Consider the following 25,649-nt stretch of genomic DNA (forward strand, 5'->3'; position numbering starts at 1 on the left):
TATAATAAAAGAAAGAGTAATGGGAGTGATGAACATTAGTAAGTATGTCATGAGAGAAAGGATAATAAGAAATATAGTTAATGGTGAACTGGTTAAAAAGAATATAGCAGTTATTATGGAAGAAGTAAAACTACCGAATAATCAACAAGCATATATACCAAGTGCTTTAAATAAATTACTATATAAAAAATATTACAATAAAAATATAAATAACGCAAAGAATGTTGGATACACAATATGTGAGTTTTTAAATTACGTTAGTGATATGACTAATATGAACGAAGACGAAATTTTTAAAAAATTAAAAGATGAAGGTTTATATGGTTTGAACTTCTATCATCTATCTTCATTTCTAAACTTTTGTATAATATCTAAAAATAATGGATATGACACCATTAAACAAAAAGAAAAAAGACTATTTGAATTTTATAGCAATCTAATTGACTTAGGTTTATTAAACAAGTCATTGAGTTTTAAATATAAGATGATAATGGGAACTGATAATGAAAGACATAAGATAATAATTTCGCCTTGCGATACGGTTGAATATCAAGTAGCTTATCCCTCTAAAAATGCTAATAAAGTAGTAAAACTTAATAATTTAGAAGAATACTTATATCAATTACTAATTGAATTAAGTGAAAAATATACGCCAGATATAACATTTGGTATAGTTCTTCAAATCATGAGCGGTGCAAGAAAAGGTGAGCTTGTTAATTTAAGACTGGAAGATGTTCATTTAAATAAAGATAAGAATAGAATGGATTTGCTGATAATGAAAAGACCTGAATTATTTACTGAAAGAAAGATTGATATTAGCAGTAGTGATGTTAAGAAACCAAGAAAACAAGTTGTATTCAATGTAGATGGTTCACTATATAAATATTATGAACACCATATAAAATATAGGTTATATTTATTAAATAAAAATAATTCATTCACTAATGCTTTAATGGTAGATACAAATGGACAATCAATGTCTGGTTCTACTTATGTACAAAGATTTACTAAGTTAAAAAATATATTCCTAAAAAAGCTAAAAGAAAACTCGTATTCAACATATTCCAATATAAAAGATACCAAATGGGGTACACATATTTGTAGAGGAATATTCACAAATATATGTATTCAAAAGGGATATGCTAAGAATATTAGGGATTTAGCAAGTTTAAGAGGGGATTGGAGCGAGGACTCATCAAAAGTCTATTGGGATACAGCTCTATTAGCTAAATCAATAAATGAAAAAGTGAATCAAATTAACAACTTTGAAATATATGAAAAAGAAGATGGTGATATGGATGACTGTCGATAGAAATGACATAACTATTATTGATAACAAGGAATGTATTAAAGTAATTTTAGTACACAAATATTTAAATACTCCACCAGATAGTACAAGACGTAATTTAGTTAAAGATAACACGATTAAAACTGTTAAATACAGATACGCAAATTATATTGAATTAGATACTGTCTTCAATCTTATCAAAATGCAAAAAGAATTCTGGGAAACACATGTGGAATTTCAAAATGCTTGTAAAGAATATTCAAAATCTTTTTTAAGACGAGTTAGTAGAATAAAGATACCTTATTATGCAAAGACGGTAAATACTTCAAGTGAATGGGCATGTGCTATATCAGAAATCAATACGCTATCCAATTCAATAGATAAAGAATTCAAATTATATATGTCAAGAGCTAAAGCAAGAGAAATTCTATGTCTTTCTGATATAAACTTTACCAAAACTATTATAGATTGCTGTATTGGTGTAAAGAAATTTAATAACAACTATTATTACTTGATACAAGATATAGAATTTGTGAAGGTTCAACAACAAGAGATAGGAATAAGGTATCTTCCTTACAAAGAAGTCGATGAATTATATGGAACAGCAATATTTACACATATAACTTCTTATCCACTACCCTACTTCGCAAAAAGGGATGACGTTTTTCCTCCAAAGTCTTTGAATTATTATGATAAAAACGAAATAGAAAAGTATATCGCTGATAGAGATAGTAGAGAGTTGTTTCATAGTATAGCTGAGGAAAATTTATTTGAAACCTTTAATACAAAACTATCTATTAGTGATAATTTTAGATGTTTGACTGAACTTAATTATACTTATAATAAATGGTTAGATTATGTATCAAATTATCTAAAAAAAATAAATCGTAATGATAGAGGCAAAGTTAGAGTAGTTAATAGCTTTGTTAAAATCACATACGCCTTAGATAAATTCCTGTGTGAAAATGAAAGTAAAGAAATTTACACTCTAACATCAGCAAATGTAAATCTTTTATTAAAAACACAAAAAAACCAAAGAAACGCTATGTTTCTATATGGATTTATAAAGTTAGTAGCACAAGATATTCAGTTAAAACTAAAAACTGTTAGTGGCTATAACAGAGGCTTTAATTTTACTAAAATAGATAATCCTTATAAAACTAAAAAAAATAATGATGATGAAATTTCTAATGATATTTATGACTTTAAACAATACAAAGAATTATTTACTTTTTTAACCAACATAGAGTATCATCAACAAAATATATTTAACAACACTTTAACTGTTAAGGAAAAAGGTGTTTATCTCTCGAATTGGCTATATTTAATACTACATCTTAATAATGCTTGGCGTAATGGAGATATATTGAATTTCCCAATCTTAAATTTGAATGATATAGAGAATAACTTTGGAATAGATAGTATGAATTGGTTTAAATCCAATAAGGTGACATCAGATTTAGCAAGACTGGTCATTGCTAAAGTCAATAGCTATGAGTTTATTGTAAATAAAACACAAGTTGAGGGTCACTTCTTTTGTAGTGACAAATTAGCTCCTGTATTTGCTACTGTGCTAATTATGTTGGATATGTATATAAAATACGATTATATAGGCTCAAAAAGAGAATATCACACACCTGTAATGAATTACTATAACAAATATAACGAGCCTTCATATAAAGGTTTAAAAGCCTTTATACGCAATGCTAAAATAGATGATTTTGAATTCCTCAGTAAAAAAATGAACAAAACTATATTGACTTATATTTATCTACTTTCAGATGAAAAAGACTCTTTACTGTTGTCTAAACATATGCGTTCTCACATAAAAGGTGATAGTACACTTCATTATTTAAATATTAATAAGAAAGAGATTGAATTTTTAACAGAGCAATTATTTATTAGAGGTGAATTTGGTTATATTTATGATACACTTGTAAACCTAATTGATAATGAAACAAAATCCCTAAATGAAAAAACTGCTGATATAGCGAGAATAAAAAATACATTTGGAGATGAATTAAAGATTGAAGCTACGTTAGCAATTCTTAATTATTTTTCGGATGAACGAACAGAAATAATGCAGTTATTTATAAATGAAGGCTATGAAAATTGTGTTAATACATTAAACGATATATATATGAATAAATTGCCTTCAAGAAATGAAAATGTGCAATGCTTATATTCTAAAAATGGATGTATCTGTCCTAACATAGAAAGATGTATAGATTGTAAATATTCTATTCCATCAATATATGCTTTGAATACTATTTGTGAATGTTTGAAAGAAGACTTCAAGCGTTATAACAATACCAAAAATATACCTCAAAAAATTAAAATTTCAGTGCAATTATATAGAAAAAAAGAGCTGTTAAAAGAAGCTATTAAAAAATATGGTAAAGAGCATATCTACAGTATTTTAGAAATGGAAAGCATTGAATTTTTAGATACTTTTAGCAGGATAGCTAAACCAGAGGAACTAACAAAAATGCTGAAGGAGGAAAATTAATGTTAGATTATATGGATATAGACTTAAATAACATTGGTGAGGAACTCTTTAATTCCAAAGAGATAATTGATAAATATAGAGAACTATTAAATAAATCCAACTACTTAGAAACAGGCGTATTTAAAGGAATAAATTTAATTGGAAAGTTTGAAGAAAATCTATGGGTTTGTAGCAGATATCTTAACAAAGGATATATGTATTTTGATTTTAATGAATTACAATCTTTTAAGTTTTACGGTATGACAACTGAGGATATAAACCTTATAAAATGTTGGGTTGGAGAGAATATAATAAATGGCGTATATGAATATCATGAAACTAATGATATCAATATATCGTCAAAAATTATAACTGAGTACAACTATCTTGTTGATTTCATTAAGGTTTCCAAGAATTTTTCATATGAATTTATAGATGAAACAACAGGGTCTATGATTGAAGATTATTATAGAAGAAGTGTATCTGATGATACTAAAATAATGCAAGTTAAGAGTATTTTGAACTATATAACGTTCATAGAAGATAAATTTATAGAAGACAAAAACTCCGTTGCAACAACTTATATAGAAAAACTTAACAATATTCTAAGTGACCTTAATCACTCAAATAAAAGTAGAACTTTACCATGTAGTAAAGATATATTAATGTTTAATAATTATGTTAAAAACTTTTTTGACTCAGTTGAAATTCCGTATGAGTTAAAAATGTATTATTACCCTATTAAAATATGGTGGAAATTAACTAACATAATACCATTTAGACCAAGTGAATTTTGTTTGAAAATAAGTAGAAATTCATTAATAAAAAAAGAAGATGGTCATTATTTAAAGATAGGTAGATTAAAGAAAAAAGCTAACTTGGGTGAAAATCTATTACCTGTATTGAATGAATTAAAAATAACAGAAGACATCCATGAAATGATATCTTATTACATCGAGCAAACCAATGAATATGGTAAAAGTAATACTCTGTTTTCTTACCCTGCGTTAATACATTTTAGAAAATGTTTAATGAAGAACGATGATGATTTATTTACTGAACAGTATTACACTAATAATTCAAAAAATTTACCAGAATATTTTACAAATGCTATATTTAGCACATTATTAAATTCTTTTTATGATAAAGTTGTAAAGACTTTATATAATGACAAAGAAATAAAAGAACAGATTTTACCTAATGATACTCGACACTTTGCATTTACTTCACTTATATTGCAAGGGTTATCACCTGTAAAGGTCGCTATATTAGGTGGTCATAGAACATTAGAAACTTTAGACTCATACACTTGCTCTTGTAACACTTATATTGACTCAGAAGTTATTACAATAATTCATAAGAGCTTGTCAGAAGGCACATTAAACAGAAGTTCATTAAAGAAAATAGCCTTTGACAAACCAGAAATTTGTCCAAAGCATAATGATACTTCATTCAAAACGGATATTGGTAGTATATCATTAGGATATTGTGTAGCTGATTTTACAAATGACCAATTTCCTTGCAAATGTGAGGAGTGTTATGATTGTCCTCATTGGTGGTGTCCACCAACTGAGGAAAGCTATAATATATTAATTGATGTGGCATCAAATAAACTAAATGCTGATGAACACAAACTTGATAGAGATATTAAGTTTATGAAAAGTTTATTTAAAAAATCTGCATTAGTAAATATTGATGGCAAAATATGTCTGGATAGAAATACTGAAATTCAGCTAAAAAGAGCTTCTCTTTCAGTAAATAGTGAAGCTAATAAATTAATAGAAATGAAATCTAATATTATAGATGTTGACGATACAAAAGAAGCACTAAAATTATTAGACGATATCAATTCCTATACAGAAAACATTAAAAATAAATTAGCTATTAAAAGGAGTGATGATTAATGGCTAAAACGAAAACCATAGTGGATAAAGACGAGGTTAATGAAATAATTAATCTATTTATAAAAGAACAAGGCGGTATAGTTCCAGAATTAAAATTTAAAGCCATATCAGATTTTAATAACAAGATTGCCAATAACGAGAAATACAAACGTTCTAATGGAACGTTATACACCTTATATAAGTATAATTTTTGGGGTGGTAGTTACAAAGGTGAATTTAATTATGGTAAATTAAGGATTATTGAACTTAATGAAAAGAACAAAGTTCAAGTTGTTGGTAAAGAGTTTGATAGTGATATGGCTGATATAGTTACACTTGTAAATGACCTTTATAAAAAACCACAAGAGCTTACAAAATACTTAATTTCAATATTTGAAAAAGAACGTAAAAAAGCTAAGAATACTGAAACTGAATTAAAAGATGCCAAGGATAAGATAGATATATTAGAAGACAAAATCGCAAACTTAGAAGAAGGTATAGCAAATTTAATATATCAAAGCCAAAGTCCAAATAACTCTTTAAATAATATGATGAATTTATCAACATCAACAGATAGTATCTGTTATGATGAATTAAAACATATGTTTGATAATACTAATCGTTTTGAAAGACTTAAAAACAACTCTGAACAACAAGTTGAAGGTGTTATTAGCATAGACGAAATAAATAGACAAAAAAGATTAAAAGAATTAGAAGAAGATGGATTTTAAAAAAAATGTATGGTTTTATCTAAGACCATACATTTTTTCTTAAGAAACTAATAAATATTACATTCAGGTAAAGCATTTTGCAATGCTTGTTTATCAGCATCACTTATTTTGTTGTCAGATAAACCGATGCGTTGTAAATTAGTTAAATTTTTTAATGCATTTATATCTTTTATTTGATTATTTCTTAAATCAAGTTGTTTTAAATTAGTTAATCCCTTTAATACACTTACATCACTTATTTTATTGTTCCTCAAATCAAGGTTGTCCAATTTGGTTAAACCTTTTAATGCACTTATATCACTTATTTGATTGTCAGATAAAAAAAGCCATTGTAAATTACTTAAACCTTTTAAGGCATTTATATCTTTAATTTTATTGTTGCCTAAATAAATATTTTGGACATTAGTCAATCCTTGCAATGAGCTTATATCATTTATTTGATTATCAGATAAAAAAAGAATTTGTGCATTAACTAATCCTTTTAATGCATTTATATCATTTATTTTGTTATTACCTAAGTTAATAATCTGCAAATTGGTTAATCCTTTCAATGAACCTATATCACTTATTTGATTTGCACTTAAATCAAGAGTTTGTAGATTAGCTAAATTTTCAATGCCACTTATATCTGTTATCTTTTGAACTTTTAAGCTTAACGAATTAATACTTTTAACATCACTTTTATTAATATCTCCTTTAGATTTATTCGCTTGTTGTCTTATAGCTTGTTCTAAATTCTTATCCTTAAATGTTACTGTATTTCCCATAGTAACTTGACTCCCACAGCCTGAAAGAGATAGTATCAATATTACTGTACATAAAATAGTTCCAAGCTTTTTAAATCCCATAATAAATCCTCCTTATTTATCCCTCAATATATATTATTAATTATTTAAAAACTATTTATTTTCCTACTTATTATAACCATCAGTACCTTTTCTTATAAATAAAATTGTTCCTTGTGTATTACTTGAAATAGTAAATTTATTTTTAGTATAAAAACTCAACGTACCATTAATAGTGTAGTTTTCGCTTTTATTATTTAATTTTATAGTGTCTTGGTCAATACTATATGTACCAAGCACTTTATCGTTATTATCTGTAATTGTGCCATTGTCAAGAAACTTAACACTGTAGAAAATTTCCTTATTAGTATTAACATCCGTACCAACCCATTCACCAATGATTGTTATAGGTGCATATGGTAAATACCCATCTAAACTTCCATCTTCCTTATATACAAGTCCTTCAATTCGTTTTCCATCTTTATAATAACCATCAAACATAAGCTTTCCATTGTCCCAATACGTTTTTGTATATCCATTTAAGTCAGGTTCTCCATTTTTGAAATTGCCTTCAAAAAATAAAACCCCTTTATCATAGGCTATTCCTTTTCCATTAGGCTTACCATCTTTTAATTCTCCCTCGTAACGTAATTTACCATTTTTATCATATAATTTGTTAGAATCAACTTTATTTTGACAACCTATAAAGTTTAACAAGATTACTGATATAAAAATTGCTAAAAATATACTTGCTTTTTTCACATTACTCTCCCCCAAATACATAAAATTCATCTTTCATATTTTTTTATTATAACGCTTTAATTAGCGTATAAAGTAAGTAAACGTTCATAACGATACAATAGTTTTATTATACCATTATATTCAATATATATCCATTTAAAGCATTATCACCAAGTGGAACGTTTTTATATAATGAGTTATACTTAGGTTATAAATTTGAGCAAAAAAAAAAGACCTTCTAAGTCATATTTATTGTTTTATTCAACACTTTTAAATTCATCAACTGTCGAATACTTACACACACTTGATATACACTTATATTATTAAATTCAACACCTCATTGTCAATAACATTATATTGTTGAACTTTACCCTCTGCTGATTTCATGCTTGCTTCTTCTGTGGCACCGGAAGTCTTATATAACTTTGTTTCACCTGTTCTTGTATTAGTTAAAGTAAATCCAACAAGTGATTCATCACTTCCTACAGAAGTTATTCCAGTATAATAATAACACTTTTCTTTATTATAAATTATATTCATACCGCCTGTTGATTTTAATTTATCTTTATCAGTAAAATTCAAAACTCCATGAACTAATTCTCCCCATTTATTTATATATCTATCGATATATTTCATTGGTTGTATTCTATCTACCCAGCTTGGCAAATTATTTATATCATATACATTTGATTCTCCAGTTTGTGCGTCCATTATTAATGCTCCAACTGCCTTAGCTTCTGTAATTCCAATGCCAGTATCATATCTTGTAATCACCCAATATGGTCTTCCACTATCGTCTAACTCAAAAGTAAAATCAGTATGTCCAGCTTTCATATCTCTAAAATAAGCTGCCCTATTTAAATCACTTAAAATATATGCTGAATTTAAATACTTAAGTTTAATATCTTTTTCACCAAGCTTAGTTACTAATTGAACATCATTTTGATTTGTAGCACTTACCTTAATATATCCTATTGTGCCTTCTCTATTTGTAAGCCATTTAAGAAATGATGAATGTTCAAGAGGCCCTACATAATACAATTGTCCATTTACACTTTGGAGGTCTAATTCTCCAACAGTGACTTGGCTTCCAAGGCTAGATATTTCACCTAATTTCTTATCTGCCAGCTTATTTGCAAGTTCTTCATCTATTATAGGAAGCTGGTTAATATCCATATATTCTATTTGACTCGAAAAATCAACTTCTTCAATATTGCCAATTAAATTTCTATGTTCTTTGTAGCTTATTAATGGGCTAAAAAATATTGCAAGTAATACATATATTATTGCAACACCAATGGCTGCAGTAATATATTTTCTGTTTCTAATAAATATACCATATCCAAATGTACATACTGAAAATATTCCTGTAATTGCCATTGCATTAAGACTCAAATCGAAAATTAATGCACTATTTAGCAATGCAATTAATCCTATTACAATGTATGTTCCTAATAATATTTTTAAATATTTAATCAAATTTTCCTTATTATTCATGCACTCTGCCTCCTTAATAATTTAATTTAAAGATACAAATGTTTTTATTTGATTATAACACAAAAAAAGTCCTCTGTATTTTGAAGCTATTTAAAATACAGAGGTTCAATATATTATTAAAAGGTAATATTCTAAATAATATAGTGGTTAATGTGTGGAAACTATATTATAAGGATATTAAGAAATCCATGGCATAGAATCTCCCATTATCTTAGAAATATTCCTTTAGGGGCTTATTTAATCAATAATGTTTTAATAATTTTAAAAACTCATTGATACTGATCTAAAAACAAAATAGAGATAATAAGGCCTTGTTTTATGCGAGACCCCATTATCTCTCTTACTAATATATTTGTATGATAACAAAGATTTCATTTGTGTTCAATATTTAAGAAAAATTCTTAATAAAAGTAAGTAAACTTATTCCTTAACTAAATAATATTAATTTTTTTCTTAGTTTTACCTTAAAATATAAATATTTTTTTGATTTTTATGTTATAGATTAATCTCAAATTCCTTTATAATTTGAATTTTATATAATAACATCATTATATTTGTAACTTATGATAAAATATTACAGAAAGAGGTGTTATTTATGTCAAAAGAAATTGAAGCAAAAGTTTTGCTTTCAAAAAACAAAAAGCCTTCTAGTTGGTTTGGAACAAGCTACCTTTTTAATATTTATAGAGGCTGTGAACATGGCTGCATTTACTGTGATTCCAGAAGCTTATGCTACAAATTAGATAATTTTGATGAACTCATTGTAAAAAAGAATGCTGTAGAACTACTCAAAAAAGAGCTTAAGACTAAAAGAAAAAAGGGATGTTTAGGCACTGGAGCAATGACAGATCCTTATACTTTATCTGAGAAAAAATATTCACTTACCAGAAGATGTTTAGAGATAATTTCAGAATATAATTACCCAATTCACTTAACTACAAAAAGTAATCTAATCTTAAGAGATATTGATATTCTTCAAGAAATCAATAAAATCTATGCATCTGTAGCTATAACAATAACTACTAATGATGATAGTTTAGCTAAAAAAATAGAGCCTTATGCACCTTCATCTACAGATAGATTTAAAGCCCTTGGAATTCTTTCAACATTAGGAATAAACACAAGCATAACCATGATGCCAATACTTCCATTTATAGAGGATACTGAAGAAAATATTATTAGTATAGTTGAAAAAGCAGATTATTATGGTGTTAAACATATTGTTCCTTGGATTGGAATGTCTTTAAGAGATAGGCAAAGAGATTATTTTTACGAAAATTTAGATAAAAATTTTCCTGGCATAAAAGAAAAGTACGAAAAACGCTTTGGAGATAGGTATAAATGCTCTGGAAGAAATATTACTAAGTTAAATTATGCGCTTAAAAATGCCTGTTTAAAGTATGGAATTACTCTTAAAATGCCTTCTTATGAAAACAAGTCATCATCTATTCAACTAAATTTACTAAGACAATAGATAGTTTTTACTATCTATTGCCTCTTCATACTAGCACTGCAAAATCAAACTTTTTATTATTTCCTTGCTAACATCACCATATAATTTACTAGATGATGTTGGTGTTGCTTGAATTACTGTAATAAGATTATTTTTAGGGTATACGTTAATTTCTTGTCCACCAAATCCTCTGGCTGCATATCCTTCTTCAAAAAGCCACCATAAATACCCATACTCTGAACTTGCTTTACTAGCTAATATTGCTTCTTTTACATATTCCTCAGATACAATTCTCTGCCCATTAAAAAGTCCATTATTTAAAAATAATAATCCTATTTTACCCATATCCCTTGCAGATAAATCTGAATTTTCTTCACCTTCCTGTATTGTATATGATACATTATCTGGGCTTTTAGGCCATGCTCCACTGTTTATTTTAAGTGGAGTATACAAAAATTCTTCACATACTTCATAAGCAGTTTTCCCTGCTGCTTTACCAATAACTGCTGAAAGTAAAATAACATCCCATTCTTTATAAACAAATTTAGTTCCTGGATAATCATTCATTGCAATATCTGATAAATGAGATAACCAGCTACCAGACCTCATCATTTGGTTCAGCATTGGGCAATGATAATGCTTTCCCGGATTCCAATATATACCTGAGGACATTGTCAATAAATGCTTTATAGTTAGTGCTTTATGATACATATGATTATCTTCAGCAAATTCAGGAAGATATTTTTTAATAGGCTCATCAATACTCTTTATTATTCCTTTATCAATACAAATTCCCAGAGTTATTGATAAAATACTTTTCCAAACTGATTTAATATTATTTTTGCTGTTTTCATTAAATTTATTGTAATAATGCTCAAAAATTATCTTTTCATTTTTTATAACGAGTATACTGTTTATAAGCCTATATCTCTTTTGTTTTATATAATCATCAATATCATTTAAAATATTACTATTCATACCTTCAACTTCTGGTGTTGAAAACTTCCACTCATAACTCATAATAAGTACCTCCCAATAATTGATTTTTCATCCATTTTAAGTTCAGCAGGTGTCCCCTTTGCAATAATATATCCTCCATCGCTTCCTCCTCCTGGCCCCATTTCAATTATGTAATCACAATTACTGAGTACTACTGGATCATGTTCAGTTACTATAATAGTATTACCATTATCACAAAGTTCATGAATTAGGTGAATAAGCTTTTCTGTATCAGAAATAGACAATCCTGTAGTAGGCTCATCTAAAATGTATAAACTGCTTTTTACTTGCCTTTTCCCCAACTCTTTTGCAAGCTTTATTCTTTGAGCTTCTCCTCCTGAAATAGTTGGAGTACTTTGTCCAAGCTTTATGTAGCCTAATCCAACTCTGTTTAGTGTCATAAGCATATTATAAACACTTTTATCAATGTCCTTGAAGAAGTCGATTGCCTCCAAAACACTCATTTCAAGAATCTGTCTTATATTTTTATCCTTAAGTTTAACTTCCATTGCTTCTTCAACAAAACCAGTTCCGCCGCAATATTCACACTCAAGATCTATAAAATTTCCATAACCAACATAATGATGAATTACTCCATCACCTTTGCATGCATGGCAGCCTCCCTTTGAATTTACACTAAATAATCCTGCGGTATAATCATTTTCAATTGCTTCGGGTGTATTTGCAAGGAGTTTTCTTATTTTATCGAAGATACCTAAATATGTAGCTGGACATGAAGTTCTGCTTCTTCCAATAGGCTTTTGGTCAACTACTATACATTTATTTATATGTTCTGTTCCTATAATCTCAACATTATCATTTTCTTCTTTATTATCTTCCTCATCTAGTTCATCGTCCTGAGAAAATTTTGCTTTTAAAATCTCTTTTAATTTAGGAACTAAAGTATCTGCAATCAAACTTGATTTCCCACTTCCTGAAACTCCTGCTATCCCAACAATAAGTCCCAAAGGAATATCAGTAGAAACCTTTTGTAAATTGTGAAGACTAGCATTATTTATTGTTAGAAACTTTTGTGTATTATTTATTCTATATTTCTTTGGAATAGGAATAAGCTTTTTGCCAGATAAATATGGAGAAGTCTTTGAATTATCACACAACATAAATTCATCATAAGTACCTTGAAATATTCTTTCACCACCAAAACTTCCTGCCTCTGGTCCTAAGTCTACAATATAATCAGCAGCCTTCATAAAATTTTCATCATGTTCAACAGCAACTACTGTATTTCCTCTATTAACTAAATTTTTAATAATATTTATAAGCTTTTCTTTTTCTATTTCATGTAAACCAATTGTGGGTTCATCAAAAATAAATATAATAGAATCCATTTCTGCTATTATAAATGAGGCTAAAAATAAACGCTGAATCTCCCCTCCAGAAAGTGTTGGAACAGGACGTGAAAGCGATAAATGATGAAGCCCCACATCAACCATACATTCAAGTTTAGTTAAAATCTCACCAATTAAATTTCCTCTAGATAGTTTATTTTTTTCTACCTTTAAAAATTCTACAAGATCTTTTATGTACATATTTTCTAGCTCTGTAATCGTCTTTCCACCAACAGTTGTATTAATAGCTTGTTCACCTAATCCAGTTCCATTGCATTTTGGGCAGATTCTTAAACTCAAGCAGTTATCCTCCATTAATAAGTATCTTAATCTTCCACTATCTCCGCCTATAATTTGCATTATCCAAGGAATAAATCCTGGAAATATTGTTTTTCCTCCGTCACCATATACTAAAGCTTGAAATTGTTCTTCTGTTAAAGTATTAACTTTTTGAGATATGGATAAACCATAATATTTGCAAAAGCCATCCATCAATCTTCTTGTACTTCCACGCTTTGCCACACCAAAAACTAATTCATCTATGGCTTTTGTCCTATCTCCAAAAAGCTTTTCTTCATCAAGCTTATATATCTTTCCTTTCCCTAAACATTTAACACACATTCCCTTTGCTGAATTTTTTTGAAACATTTCCATTGAAAGTGGAAGTCCATCATCATAATCTGAATCACGTATGCCAAAGGCTGAAAAAAACATAGCAAGCATGTTGCTTATTTTAGTACGTGTACCAACAGTACTTCGAGGATTTGATTGACGAATTATTCTTTGTTCAACTGCAACTGTAGGCGACATACCAGTGATGCTATCAAAACTCGGTGCAGTTTCCACCATAAACTGGGTTCCAGAAAACAATAAATACCTTCGCTTTCCTTCTTCATAAAGAGTATCAAAAGCAAGACTAGACTTTCCACTTCCTGAAACTCCTGTAATAACAGTTAATTTGTTTTTAGGAATCTTAATATCAATATTTTTTAAATTGTGAATTTTAGCACCTTTAATTTCTATAAAGTTATTCATGCTTTACCTCATTTAATTGAGTAACCAAAATTTTTTTAGCTACTATTTAAAATCTATTTTTAACTATGTAATTATTTTATACTAAACTACAGCATATAGCCATATTAAGTAATATTTTCTAGTTTGCCAAGTAAGTACGTAAGTAAATTAATTGAAATATGTTATTGTATGTTGTACTATTATACTAAAATATAATGTTCTTAAAAATATCATAATTAACTATGTACACCATAGACATATTATGGTAACTTGTTGTGCTTATTAAAAATATACTTAAAGTATTTTTAATGTGACTTACCATTAATATTCTGAACCATATAACCATATATATTCTTCAGAATATGCACATATTAAAAGAGCTGCTATGCCGCAATTCGGAACTTATCACCTATAAAAATAGCAGCTATACACTCATAAAAAGAGTGGCTATTCCACAATACAAATCTTTTCTGCAATTCAGAACTTTTTATGCCTAAAATGCAGATTTAGAAACTTTGGTTGTAAAACTAAACATATTTAAGTAGCACAATACCTTATGTTATTAATTTTTTATTGGAGGTTGTAATATGGTTAATATCCCTGGCTATCAAATAAACTCAAAAATATATGAGGGAAATAAAACTATTATTTACAATGGAATTAGACTAAATGATGGCGTTTCAGTTTTATTGAAATTTCTTTATGCTGAATATCCTGATTTAAATGATATAGATAAAGTTAAAAAACAATATATCTTAAATCAACAAATTCAGAGCAAAAACATTGTAAAAATCTATAATATAGAATATTACGAAAAAACGCCAGTACTTATTTTAGAATATTTTGATGGCGTTTCTTTAAATAACATCTTAAATACCTTTGAAAAAATGAAACCTATGGATTTCCTAAAAATAGCTATTGAACTATCACAAGGACTAATTGATATTCATTATAACAATATTATCCATAAAACCATTATTCCAAGTCACATTATTGTAAATAAGAAAAATAATATAGTTAAATTTACTGGCTTTGAAAATTCTACTCTTTTCTCCAACAAAATAAATATTTTAGATAAAATAACAGATTTAGAAAGTATAATTGGTTATATTTCTCCAGAACAAACTGGAAGGATGAACAGTTCTATTGATTATCGTACAGATTTTTACTCTTTAGGAGTAGTTTTTTATGAAATGCTTACTGGGTCTTTACCTTTTGATGCTGAAGATAATTTAGGTATGATTCATTGTCATCTTGCAGTGCACCCCATTTCTCCATTTGAAAAAGACCCTAATATTCCACAGGTTATTTCTAATATAATAATGAAATTAATGGAAAAAATGCCTGATAATAGATACCAAAGCGCTGTTAGTTTGAAATGGGATTTAGAAAAATGCAAGAACCTACTTGAAGGCACTGGATCAATAACAAATTTTAAAATAGCTGAAAGAGATATTTCAGATGTTTTTGAAATTCCCGACAAACTCTATGGAAGAGAGCAAGAAATTAAATTGCTAAAATCCGCCTTTAAGCAAATTAATATAACTCAAAAAGAAACTATTTTGATTTCTGGTTATTCTGGGGTAGGAAAATCTGAATTAGTTAATAAGTTTAAAACTTCTATAAAAAATAAACCCAGTTATTTCATATCGGGAAAATTTGATCAATTTTATCATGACATTCCTTCTGCATTAATTTATTCTTTTAGTGACTTAATCAATCAAATTCTCAGTGAAAATAAAGAGCAAATTAAGAACTGGAGAAATAAACTTTTAAACTCCTTAGGATCTAATGGCCAGGTAATTATAGATGTAGTTCCTCAAGTTGAAAAATTAATTGGAAAACAAAAGCAAGCTCTTGAGTTGTCTCCTCAAGAAACAAAAAATCGTTTTTACAAAGTTTTTAAAGATTTTGTAAAAACCTTTTGTGAATCAGATCATCCTCTAGTCATATTTTGGGATGATTTACAGTGGGCTGATTTATCTTCCCTAAAGCTTATGGAAACCCTAATAAGTGATTTTGAAATAAAAAATATATTGTTTATTGGAGCTTATAGATATAATGAGGTGGATGAACTTCACCCTCTAAGACTAACTATAAATAATATTCAAAATAATAATGTACTTGTTAATACTATTTTTCTTAAACCTTTAAAAGCTGTTTATATACAACAGTTTATTTCTGAAACATTCCATTGCAATATAAATGAAGTAATTTCTTTATCTGAAATAACCATGAAAAAAACAGATGGTAATCCATTCTTTATGAAACAATTTTTATATTTATTATATATAGAACATTTGATTTGGTTTAATAAAAAAGAATGGAAATGGGAATGGAATTTATCTGAAATAAAAAAAGTAAATATAGCCGAAAATGTTGTAGAACTGATTACGTCTAGAATATCAAAATTCCATAAAACTACTGTTGAAATATTAAAATTAGCTGCTTGTATAGGGAGCCAATTTGACTTTAACTTATTGTCTGTGTTAAGCAAAATTATATACAAATATACTAATGATGACCTTCAAGCTGCTATGTATGAAGCTTTAAAAGAAGGCATTATATTACCTGCTTTAAAAGACAATATTAATAATGAAACAGGCAAATTAATTCACGATAATTATATATTTCTTCATGATAGAATACAGCAGGCAATATATTCATTAATTGATGAACATCAAAAGCAAGAAATTCATCTTAAAATAGGAAAGCATATGTTAGCCAATGAAGATTGGTTAAAACAAGAAGGAACTATTCTAGATATTGTATCTCAATTAAATCTTGGTATTGAATTGATACATAATGCTTCTGAAATATTTCAAATAGCTGAATTGGAGCTTCTAGCTGGAAAATTTGCAAAGAAATCAACTGCCTATGACACAGCCTATAAGTATACTTTGATTGGGATTAAGCTTATAGAACCTTTTGGTTGGCAAACCTCTTATGAATTAATTCATTCCTTATATGTTCAAGCTGCTGAAATAGCTTGTTTAAATGGAGATTATGAAGCTGTAGAAAAATATACTCAAGTTGCATTAATTAACAGTCAAAATGATTTAGATAAAATTGAGTTATACGAAATTAAAATCATAGCCTATACTGCACAAAATAAAAAATCAGAAGTTTTAGATACTGCTATATATGTACTGAAACTTCTTGGAATGAATTTTCCCAAAATGCCTACCACAGCTCATGTTTTATATTCATTTATAAAAACAAAGCTTATGCTATTTAGAAATCCGCCTGAAAATTTAGTTGAATTACCACAAATGACCAACTTATTTTTATGTGCGGCTTTGAGAATAATGGTTAAAATGGGAATGTCTACTTATATGCTTAACCCTAATCTTTTTCTTTTAATAACATTAAAAGCCGTAAGATTGTATGTAAAACATGGAAACTTAAGTAGTTCACCAATTGGCTATGCTGCTTATGGCATGCTTTTATGCTCTATAGGAGATATTGATTCTGGATATAAATTTAGTCAGTTAGCGTTACAATTATTAGATAAATTTGATGAAAAAGAATATAAAGCTCAAACCTATGTACTTATAAACTGCTTCATAAATCCATGGAGAAAAGACATTAATAGTACATTAAATAAATATGTAAATGCTTATAATGTTGGATTAGAAACAGGTAATATAAATTATGCTTGTACAGCTGCATGCTTATATGGAATATCCTCTTATTATTCAGGTAAAAATTTAGCAAATTTAGATGTTGAAATGTCCGATTTTTCAAAAATTATGAATAAGCTAAAAAATAAAGAAGCTCTCATTACTCAATCAATATTTCAACAAGCAATTAATAATTTAATTGGTGATTCTGAAAATACCTATAAATTAAAAGGGAAAGTATATAATGAAGATGAAATGATATTGATACACCAAGAAGCAAAGGATATTGGTACTCTTTGCAGTGTTTATTTAAATAAATCTATTCTTTCATATTTATTTGGCAAATATGATGATGCTTTTGATAACTCTCAAATTGCTCAATCTTATTTAGAAGGTGTAAAAGGAACCTTAAGTTTTGCTATTTTTTATTTTTATAATTCATTAATTATGCTCGCTTGTATTAACACGCAAAATTCACTACTTGGTAAACAGCAAATAATGCATAAAATATCGTCCAATGAAAAAAGATTGAAAAAATGGGCGCAAGATGCACCAAATAACTTTTTGAATAAACTATATTTAGTGAAAGCAGAAAAAGCAAGGATTTTAGGACAAACTTCTAAAGCTATTGATTATTATGAAAAAGCTATTAAAATTGCTTCAGAAAATAATTATATACAAGAAGAAGCTCTTTCAAATGAACTAGCAGCAAAATATTATTTATCATTGGAAAACAAACGTATAGCTAAAATGTACTTTGAACAATCAATATATTGCTATAATTTATGGGGTGCTAAAGCTAAATCTAATAATATAATTCAATCATATTCTAATATTTTCAGCTTTGATAAACTTAATAATTCTTTTATCAAAGATAGATCTACAGCTTTAGATAATAGTATATCCAATCCAATTGGACTCGATATCGCTTCAATAGTAAAAGCAACTCATGCAATTTCTGGTGAAATAAAATTAGAGGAGCTATTAAAAAAGCTGCTATATATTTTGCTTGAAAATGCAGGTGCTCAGAGAATCTGCTACTTAATTAAAAGAGAAGAAAAATATATTATACTTGCAGAAGGTAATATACGGGAAAAACAAATAGATGTTATGAAAGAAGAGGATTTTGAAGCCACTAAGGCCTTGCCTAAGAAAATAATTTATTATGTAATACATTCAAAAGACACTATAATTTTAGATTCTTCTTCTATTTCAGAAAAATTTATAACAGATCCTTACATTTTAAATAAAAATCCAAAGTCTATTATGTGTATGCCTGTATTAAACAAAGGAAATTTAATTGGAATACTTTATTTGGAGAACACTTTAATAGATGGTGCCTTTAATAACGAACGAATTGAGATAATTAAAATAATTTCTTCTCAACTAGCAATATCATTAGAAAATGCAATTCTATACAATGATTTAGAACGTTCTGAAAAGCAACTTAGAGAGCATCACAATAAACTTGAGGAATTGATAGAACAAAGAACTTCAAAATTAAAAAAAGAAATTAATGAACGTAAAAAGGCTGAAAAACTATTAGAAGAAATGGCCTCTCACGATTATCTTACTGGACTAGCAAATAGAAAATTGTTTCAAAGCGAATTAAATTATTCGCTTGATTTTGCAAAAGCTAATGATCTTTCTCTTGCAATTTTATTTATAGACCTAGATGGTTTTAAAGCAATAAATGACGCTTATGGTCATAACTGTGGAGATACGGTTATAAAAACCATTGCTGCAAGATTAATAAAAATAGTAAAACCTTCTGATGTCGTTTCAAGATTTGGTGGAGATGAATTTGTAATTATCATCAAAAACATTTTAAGTATAGATTTTATTAATGAGATCTGCAATAAAATTATTAATGAAATTTCACTTCCAATTGATTTAGGCAACTACAAAGGTTTGGTTACTGCAAGCATTGGTATCTCGGTATATCCAACTGATGGTATTACTATAAATCAATTAGTTAAAAAAGCAGATAATGCTATGTATGAAGCAAAAAAATCTGGAAAAAATAAATTTGTCTTTAGTAAATAAGAATAAATAAGTCGAACCATATATATTTTTGAAAATATATATGGTTCAACTTCATATTCTTAAATTAAGCTTCTTTTACATTTCTAGTAACAACAATATCAGCACCAGTCCCAAGCACATTTTGAATTACAATATCTCCAATTTTAACAGGAGCCTTAATAATTGCTTTATTAATTTCTTCCATGCATTTAAAATTAAGTCCTTTTGGAATTGGATTTGTTGTTTTTACAGGTACTACAGGCAACTCTCCATTTTGAACCTTAACTGTTGAAGTTATTACTCTTACTGGATTTGTAACTTCATTTATTCCATATTCAAACCCTCTAGGACAACCATTTCCAGTTACGCTTTTAGCTTCTGCATCTACTTTTAAATGACATCCTTTAGGACAAACTATACAAATTAATTCTTTTTCCATTTTATTCACCATCCTCTAATGATATTGTTATATCACCTTTAACTTTATCTAATAATACCTTACTTAAAACTACTTTTTCCATTTCAGAAGGTGCTAAATGAGCTCTTTTAAATTTACCTATAACTTCATCATTTGATCTTACAACTAAGGCTTTATCATGATAAATATTATTTACTCTCATAAATATAGTTAATTTATCTGAAACATCTTCTATGCTAAGTTTTTGAGGCACTGTGTAATTAACATTTTGCCCATTAATTATATTTACATATTTATCTTTCTTAAGTTCACCTTTAATGTATTTTGACGCTGAAAGGCCTGCATGTTTTGATTCTTGAGTAACAAAGTCAACCAAGTCATGAACGTGAACAACATTACCACATGCAAATATTCCCTCAACAGAAGTTTCCATACTTTCAGTAACAATTATTCCATTTGTTCTTCTATCACCTTCAATTCCAGCATTGAAAGATAATTCATTTTCAGGGATTAATCCTACTGACAATAATAATGTATCTACATCAAACTCTTTTTCAGTTCCCTTAATAGGTCTCTTATTTTCATCAACTTGAGCTATAACTACCTTTTCAAGTCTTTCCTTTCCTACAATATCTACAACTGTATGAGATAAATATAGTGGTATATCATAGTCGTTTAAACATTGAACTATATTTCTATTTAAACCATTTGAATATGGACAAAGCTCAACTACAGCTTTAACCTTTGCTCCTTCAAGAGTCATTCTTCTTGCCATTATAAGTCCAATGTCTCCTGAACCTAATATAACTACTTCTTTACCTGGCATATATCCTTCAACATTAATATATCTTTGAGCTGCACCTGCACTAAATACTCCTGCTGGTCTGTCCCCAGGAATATTAATTGCACCTCTTGTTCTTTCCCTACAGCCCATTGCAAGGATTATAGCCTTAGCCTTTAACTCCATAAAACCTTCTTCAGTATTTATTGCATAAACTGTTTTATCTTTTCCAATTTCTAAAACCATAGTATCAAGTTTTACTTCAACATCTGTATCTTCAATCATTTCAATGAATCTGCCTGCATATTCAGGTCCTGTAAGTTCTTCTTTGAAAGTATGAAGTCCAAAACCATTATGAATACATTGATTTAATATTCCACCTAATTCCTTATCTCTTTCTATAATTAATATTTTTTTAATTCCATTATTATATGCTTCATATGCGGCTGCAAGACCTGCTGGTCCTCCACCTACAACTATTAATTCGTAATTCATAATCAATCTTCCCTTCTACTTTGATTTCCCCACTAGAATATAAGAATTATCTTTTTCTAAAACAACACTTTCAAGTGGAACATTATGTTCTCTTGCAATAATTTCTTGAACCTTTGGTCCACAGAAACCACCTTGGCATCTTCCCATTCCTGGTCTACATCTTCTCTTTACTCCATCTAATGAAATTTCTCCAAAGCTTCTCTTTATTGCATCAACAATTTCACCTTCAGTTATACTTTCACATCTGCAAACTATTCTTCCATACTGTGGATTTTCTTTTATAAGTTCAGCTTTTTCTTTAGCTGATAATTCCATAAAATGTACTTGTTTTCTTGTTCCTATGAAATTTTCTTTCTTTTCTAATGAGCATCCTGCATTATGTAAGATTTCAACAACATCTATTGCTATTGCTGGTGCAGAAGATAAACCTGGTGATTTCATTCCTGCTGCATCAATAAATCCCTTAACTTCATCATTTTCTTCTACTATAAAATCATCTGTATCTGAAATTGCTCTAAGACCAGCAAAATTTCTTATCCCTTCTCTAAAATTAACCTTTTTAGTTGTACGCAATGAGGCTTCACGTACTGCGTCTAATCCATCTCCAGTAGTTTTTAACGAATCTCTTTCATCTATATCTATTGCATCAGGTCCTACAAGTAAATTTCCATGAACAGTTGGTGTAACCAAAACTCCTTTTCCAAGTTTAGATGGACATTGGAATATAGTGTGACTTACTACTTTACCTTGATTCTTATCCATTACATAATATTGTCCACTTCTTGGAGTTATTTTAAAGCTTTCCTTACATATTAAGTTATGAATTTTATCTGCATAAAGTCCTGCTGCATTAATTACATATTTAGCTTCTATAGTTTCTCCATCAGAAGTTGTAATCTTAAAGCTTTCATTTTTTTCTATTGAAACAACTTCCTTATTTAATTTAACTTCTCCCCCATTTGTTACACCATTTTCAACTAAGGCAATTGTATATTCAAATGGTCCCACTATACCTCCTGTTGGTGCATATAGTGCTCCTTTTATATCTTCATTAAGATTGGGTTCCTTTTCTAAAACTTCTTCTTTGCTTAAGATCTTTAAATCCTTTACTCCTATTTTGGTTCCATTTTCATATAGAGTCTTTATAGTCTTTAAATCTTCATCATCAAAAGCCAAAATTAATGAACCATTTCTCTTAAAAGGTACGCTTAATTCTTTACATAAGTCTTCAAACATTTCGTTTCCACGCACATTATATTTTGCCATTAAAGTTCCTTCTTTAGGATCATATCCAGCATGGACTATAGCTGAATTTGCTTTGCTAGATCCCATTGATACATCTTTTTCTTTTTCTAAAATTACTACCTTTAAATTGTATTTTGTTAGTTCTCTAAAAATAGAACTTCCAATAACACCTGCTCCAATTATTGCTACATCATACATATTAAATCCCCCTTTAATTCAGTTAAGAGCTTATTAAAATATCTTTTAACTGTATAACTTTCCATTCTTTGTTTTTGCACAAAAAAAGGTCAAGCTAAAAACAGGTGTTGGTTCACCTCTGTTTTTATGCTTGACTCTATATTCTCTCAGCATTTGTATTCAATTACATTCTTATTTTACCTTGAAAATGTATTCTTGTCCAGTATAAATTTTATATTAATAGATAAAATTTGATTTTTATTCTTCTTCCCAGCTTTTTGCTCTTTCTACAGCCTTTTTCCACCCTTTATATAATTTTTCTTTCTTATCTTCAGCTAAATTTGGTGTATAAGCCTGACTTACAGCCCAAGCCTTAGCAATTTCTTCTTTTGATTCCCAGAAGCCTACAGCTAGTCCTGCTAAATACGCTGCACCTAGTGCTGTTGTTTCTGTTATTATAGGTCTTACAACTTCTGTTCCAGTTATATCTGCTTGGAATTGCATTAATAAATTATTTCTACTAGCACCACCATCTACTTTAAGGCTTGTAAGATTACAGCCTGAATCTTCTGCCATTGCATCAATAAGATCTTTTGATTGATATGCAATAGATTCAAGTGCAGCTCTAATAATATGATTACTATTAGCTCCTCTTGTCAAACCAAATATAGCTCCTCTTGCATACATATCCCAATATGGAGCTCCAAGTCCAGTAAATGCTGGAACCACATATACGCCACCATTGTCTTCAACTTTTTGAGCAAAATATTCCGTATCAGCTGCTTCAGTAACTAATTTAAGTTCATCTCTAATCCATTGGATAACAGCACCGCCAACAAACACTGAACCTTCCAATGCATATTGAACTTTATTATCTATTCCAACTGCAATAGTTGTTAATAATCCATTTTTACTTTGAATCATCTTATCTCCTGTATTCATAAGTAAGAAACAGCCTGTTCCATATGTGTTTTTAACGCTACCAGCTTCAAAACAAGTTTGTCCAAATAATGCACATTGTTGATCTCCAGCCATACCTGCTATTGGAACTCTAACTCCGCCTGTGCCTCCAAGATTTGTATATCCATAAACTTCTGATGAATTTTTAACTTCTGGAAGCATTGACTTTGGAATATTAAGCTTTTCTAGGATTTTTTCATCCCATTTTAATTCCTTTATGTTATAAAGCATTGTTCTAGAAGCATTTGTATAGTCAGTTACATGAACCTTACCATTTGTAAGCTTCCATACTAGCCAAGTATCTACTGTTCCAAATAATAATTCACCTTTTTCTGCTCTTTCTCTTGCACCTTTTACATTATCTAAAATCCATTTTATTTTTGTTCCTGAAAAATATGCATCTAATAATAATCCTGTATTTGCTTTTACATATTCTGAAAATTCACTGTCTTCTTTAAGTTCTTCTACTATAGCTGCTGTTCTTCTGCATTGCCATACTATTGCATTATATACTGGTTCTCCAGTATTTTTATCCCAAACAATTGTAGTTTCTCTTTGATTTGTAATTCCTATAGCAGCTACTTCCTCTTGAGTTATATTAGTTTTTGCCATTACTTCTTGCAAAACTCCATATTGGCTTGCCCATATCTCTAAAGGATTGTGTTCTACCCATCCTGCATTTGGATAGATTTGAGTAAATTCCTTTTGACTTACATCTAATATATTTTGATCCTTATCAAAAATTATTGCTCTTGAACTTGTTGTTCCTTGATCTAATGCTATTATATATTTTTTCATAATATGCCACCTGCTTTCATAAATTTCACAATTTTGTTCTTTCCTATATTGACGGAAGTCAGCTAAATCATAACTTCACATATTTTTTTACATACTTATAGAAAACAATTTACTTTAGAAATAAGAATTAATAAAATTTAATTTTTCAGAAAATTATAGCCACACAAAACCTCAACTTACACTTTAAGCAACAATATACTTAATAAATTGCAGTCAGTATAAGTTTTAAATTTACTTAGCTCAAAATAATGGATTCTAAGTAAATTTAGTTTCATGTAGCTTTATTCTCTAAATCTCTATAGCCTACATTTCCCAAATCTCTTTTTTAGTTGTAGATATACATGTTGCACCAGAACTCAGCGCCTGCATTACCTCTTCTTTAGTTTCAATAAGTCCACCAGCAACTACTGGTTTATTTGAGTGTTTTGAAATAATTCCAAGTACTTTTGGAATTATTCCAGGTAAAACCTCTATTGCATCACATTCTGAAATCATGTGGTTTTTAACAGTATTTAACGAAAGTGTATCAAACACAAAAACTCTTTGGACACCTACCAAGTCATATTTCTTAGCAAGCTTTACAACTTGAGGTTTTGTACTAATTATTCCATCAAATTTTGTTTCTTCTTTTATATATCTTATAACCACTTCTTTATTGGTAAAGCCTTCAACTAAATCTATATGAATTATTCCTATCTTGTTATTAGATGCTATAATTTCACTTATATTTTTTATATTTAAAACATCTCCATATAAGACAAAAATAATTTGAGCAGCTGAACTTATTGCTCCATTTAGTTGCTCTTCATTTTTTACTGCTGCTATAACTGGATTTTCTTCTAATAATTCTTTTATCTTCATTTCTTCTCCTATGTAACTGTTTTCTTTTTTTCTCAGTA

At 28.6% G+C, this 25,649-nt stretch carries 15 protein-coding genes and 1 pseudogene; 6 read left to right on the forward strand and 10 right to left on the reverse strand.

All coding sequences use genetic code 11. The annotated features are described in order from the left end of the window. Positions 1-49: 49 nt before the first annotated feature. Genes GXK56_RS16255 through GXK56_RS16270 form a run of 4 tightly spaced genes read left to right on the forward strand, consistent with a single transcriptional unit; the run spans position 50 to position 6,390 of the window. Entirely contained in the window at positions 50-1,312 is a 1,263-nt protein-coding gene (locus GXK56_RS16255) for a hypothetical protein (protein WP_207710275.1), read from the forward strand. Then, positions 1,275-3,797: a hypothetical protein gene (locus GXK56_RS16260; protein ID WP_160689269.1), complete on the forward strand. Its 2,523-nt coding sequence runs from the start codon at positions 1,275-1,277 to the stop codon at positions 3,795-3,797. The genes GXK56_RS16255 and GXK56_RS16260 overlap by 38 nt, the downstream gene beginning before the upstream one ends. Next, the gene (locus tag GXK56_RS16265; RefSeq protein ID WP_160689271.1) at positions 3,797-5,680 is read left to right on the forward strand and encodes a site-specific integrase; all 1,884 of its coding nucleotides are present in this window, start codon (positions 3,797-3,799) and stop codon (positions 5,678-5,680) included. The genes GXK56_RS16260 and GXK56_RS16265 overlap by 1 nt, the downstream gene beginning before the upstream one ends. Continuing rightward, the gene (locus GXK56_RS16270; protein ID WP_160689273.1) at positions 5,680-6,390 is read left to right on the forward strand and encodes a hypothetical protein; all 711 of its coding nucleotides are present in this window, start codon (positions 5,680-5,682) and stop codon (positions 6,388-6,390) included. The genes GXK56_RS16265 and GXK56_RS16270 overlap by 1 nt, the downstream gene beginning before the upstream one ends. A 47-nt stretch (positions 6,391-6,437) precedes the next feature. Here the strand turns inward: GXK56_RS16270 and GXK56_RS16275 are convergent, their stop codons facing one another. The 3 genes and pseudogenes from GXK56_RS16275 to GXK56_RS16285 all read right to left on the reverse strand — a co-directional run. Further along, positions 6,438-7,238: a leucine-rich repeat domain-containing protein gene (locus tag GXK56_RS16275; RefSeq protein WP_160689275.1), complete on the reverse strand. Its 801-nt coding sequence runs from the start codon at positions 7,236-7,238 to the stop codon at positions 6,438-6,440. Between the two features lie 63 nt (positions 7,239-7,301). Then, entirely contained in the window at positions 7,302-7,937 is a 636-nt protein-coding gene (locus tag GXK56_RS16280; protein WP_160689277.1) for a hypothetical protein, read from the reverse strand. 333 nt (positions 7,938-8,270) lie between these two features. Then, positions 8,271-9,413, reverse strand: a pseudogene (locus tag GXK56_RS16285) (cell shape-determining protein); the annotation flags it as partial. Between the two features lie 595 nt (positions 9,414-10,008). Between GXK56_RS16285 and GXK56_RS16290 the strand changes: the two are divergent. Beyond that, on the forward strand, positions 10,009-10,887 hold the full coding sequence (locus GXK56_RS16290) for a radical SAM protein (protein ID WP_160689279.1): 879 nt from the start codon (positions 10,009-10,011) through the stop codon (positions 10,885-10,887). Positions 10,888-10,917: 30 nt separating this feature from the next. Here GXK56_RS16290 and GXK56_RS16295 read toward each other — a convergent pair whose 3' ends face one another. Both GXK56_RS16295 and GXK56_RS16300 read right to left on the reverse strand, forming a co-directional pair. Next, entirely contained in the window at positions 10,918-11,886 is a 969-nt protein-coding gene (locus tag GXK56_RS16295) for a serine hydrolase (RefSeq protein WP_160689281.1), read from the reverse strand. After that, entirely contained in the window at positions 11,883-14,249 is a 2,367-nt protein-coding gene (locus GXK56_RS16300; RefSeq protein WP_160689283.1) for an excinuclease ABC subunit UvrA, read from the reverse strand. The genes GXK56_RS16295 and GXK56_RS16300 overlap by 4 nt, the downstream gene beginning before the upstream one ends. Before the next feature lie 566 nt (positions 14,250-14,815). On the opposite strand from GXK56_RS16300, the gene GXK56_RS16305 reads away from it, so the two are divergent. After that, a complete protein-coding gene (locus GXK56_RS16305) occupies positions 14,816-19,897 on the forward strand; it encodes a diguanylate cyclase (RefSeq protein WP_160689285.1) in 5,082 nt (1,693 codons plus the stop codon). A gap of 64 nt (positions 19,898-19,961) precedes the next feature. Here GXK56_RS16305 and GXK56_RS16310 read toward each other — a convergent pair whose 3' ends face one another. From GXK56_RS16310 to GXK56_RS16330, 5 genes are all read right to left on the reverse strand, one after another. Next, positions 19,962-20,315, reverse strand: a complete 354-nt coding sequence (locus GXK56_RS16310) for a DUF1667 domain-containing protein (RefSeq protein ID WP_160689287.1) — start codon at positions 20,313-20,315, stop codon at positions 19,962-19,964. Position 20,316: 1 nt separating this feature from the next. Further along, positions 20,317-21,570 (reverse strand): FAD-dependent oxidoreductase, encoded by a 1,254-nt coding sequence (locus GXK56_RS16315; RefSeq protein WP_160689289.1) that lies wholly within the window; start codon positions 21,568-21,570, stop codon positions 20,317-20,319. A 15-nt stretch (positions 21,571-21,585) separates the two neighbouring features. Continuing rightward, entirely contained in the window at positions 21,586-23,013 is a 1,428-nt protein-coding gene (locus GXK56_RS16320) for an NAD(P)/FAD-dependent oxidoreductase (RefSeq protein ID WP_160689291.1), read from the reverse strand. A gap of 237 nt (positions 23,014-23,250) precedes the next feature. Then, positions 23,251-24,750 carry a glycerol kinase GlpK gene (gene glpK / locus GXK56_RS16325; protein ID WP_160689293.1) on the reverse strand — a complete coding sequence of 500 codons (1,500 nt, stop codon included), beginning with the start codon at positions 24,748-24,750 and terminating at the stop codon, positions 23,251-23,253. A gap of 303 nt (positions 24,751-25,053) precedes the next feature. After that, entirely contained in the window at positions 25,054-25,611 is a 558-nt protein-coding gene (locus GXK56_RS16330) for a glycerol-3-phosphate responsive antiterminator (protein ID WP_160689353.1), read from the reverse strand. Between the last annotated feature and the right edge of the window lie 38 nt (positions 25,612-25,649).

The organism is Clostridium sp. C2-6-12 (assembly GCF_009928485.1).
GTDB lineage: Bacteria > Bacillota > Clostridia > Clostridiales > Clostridiaceae > Clostridium.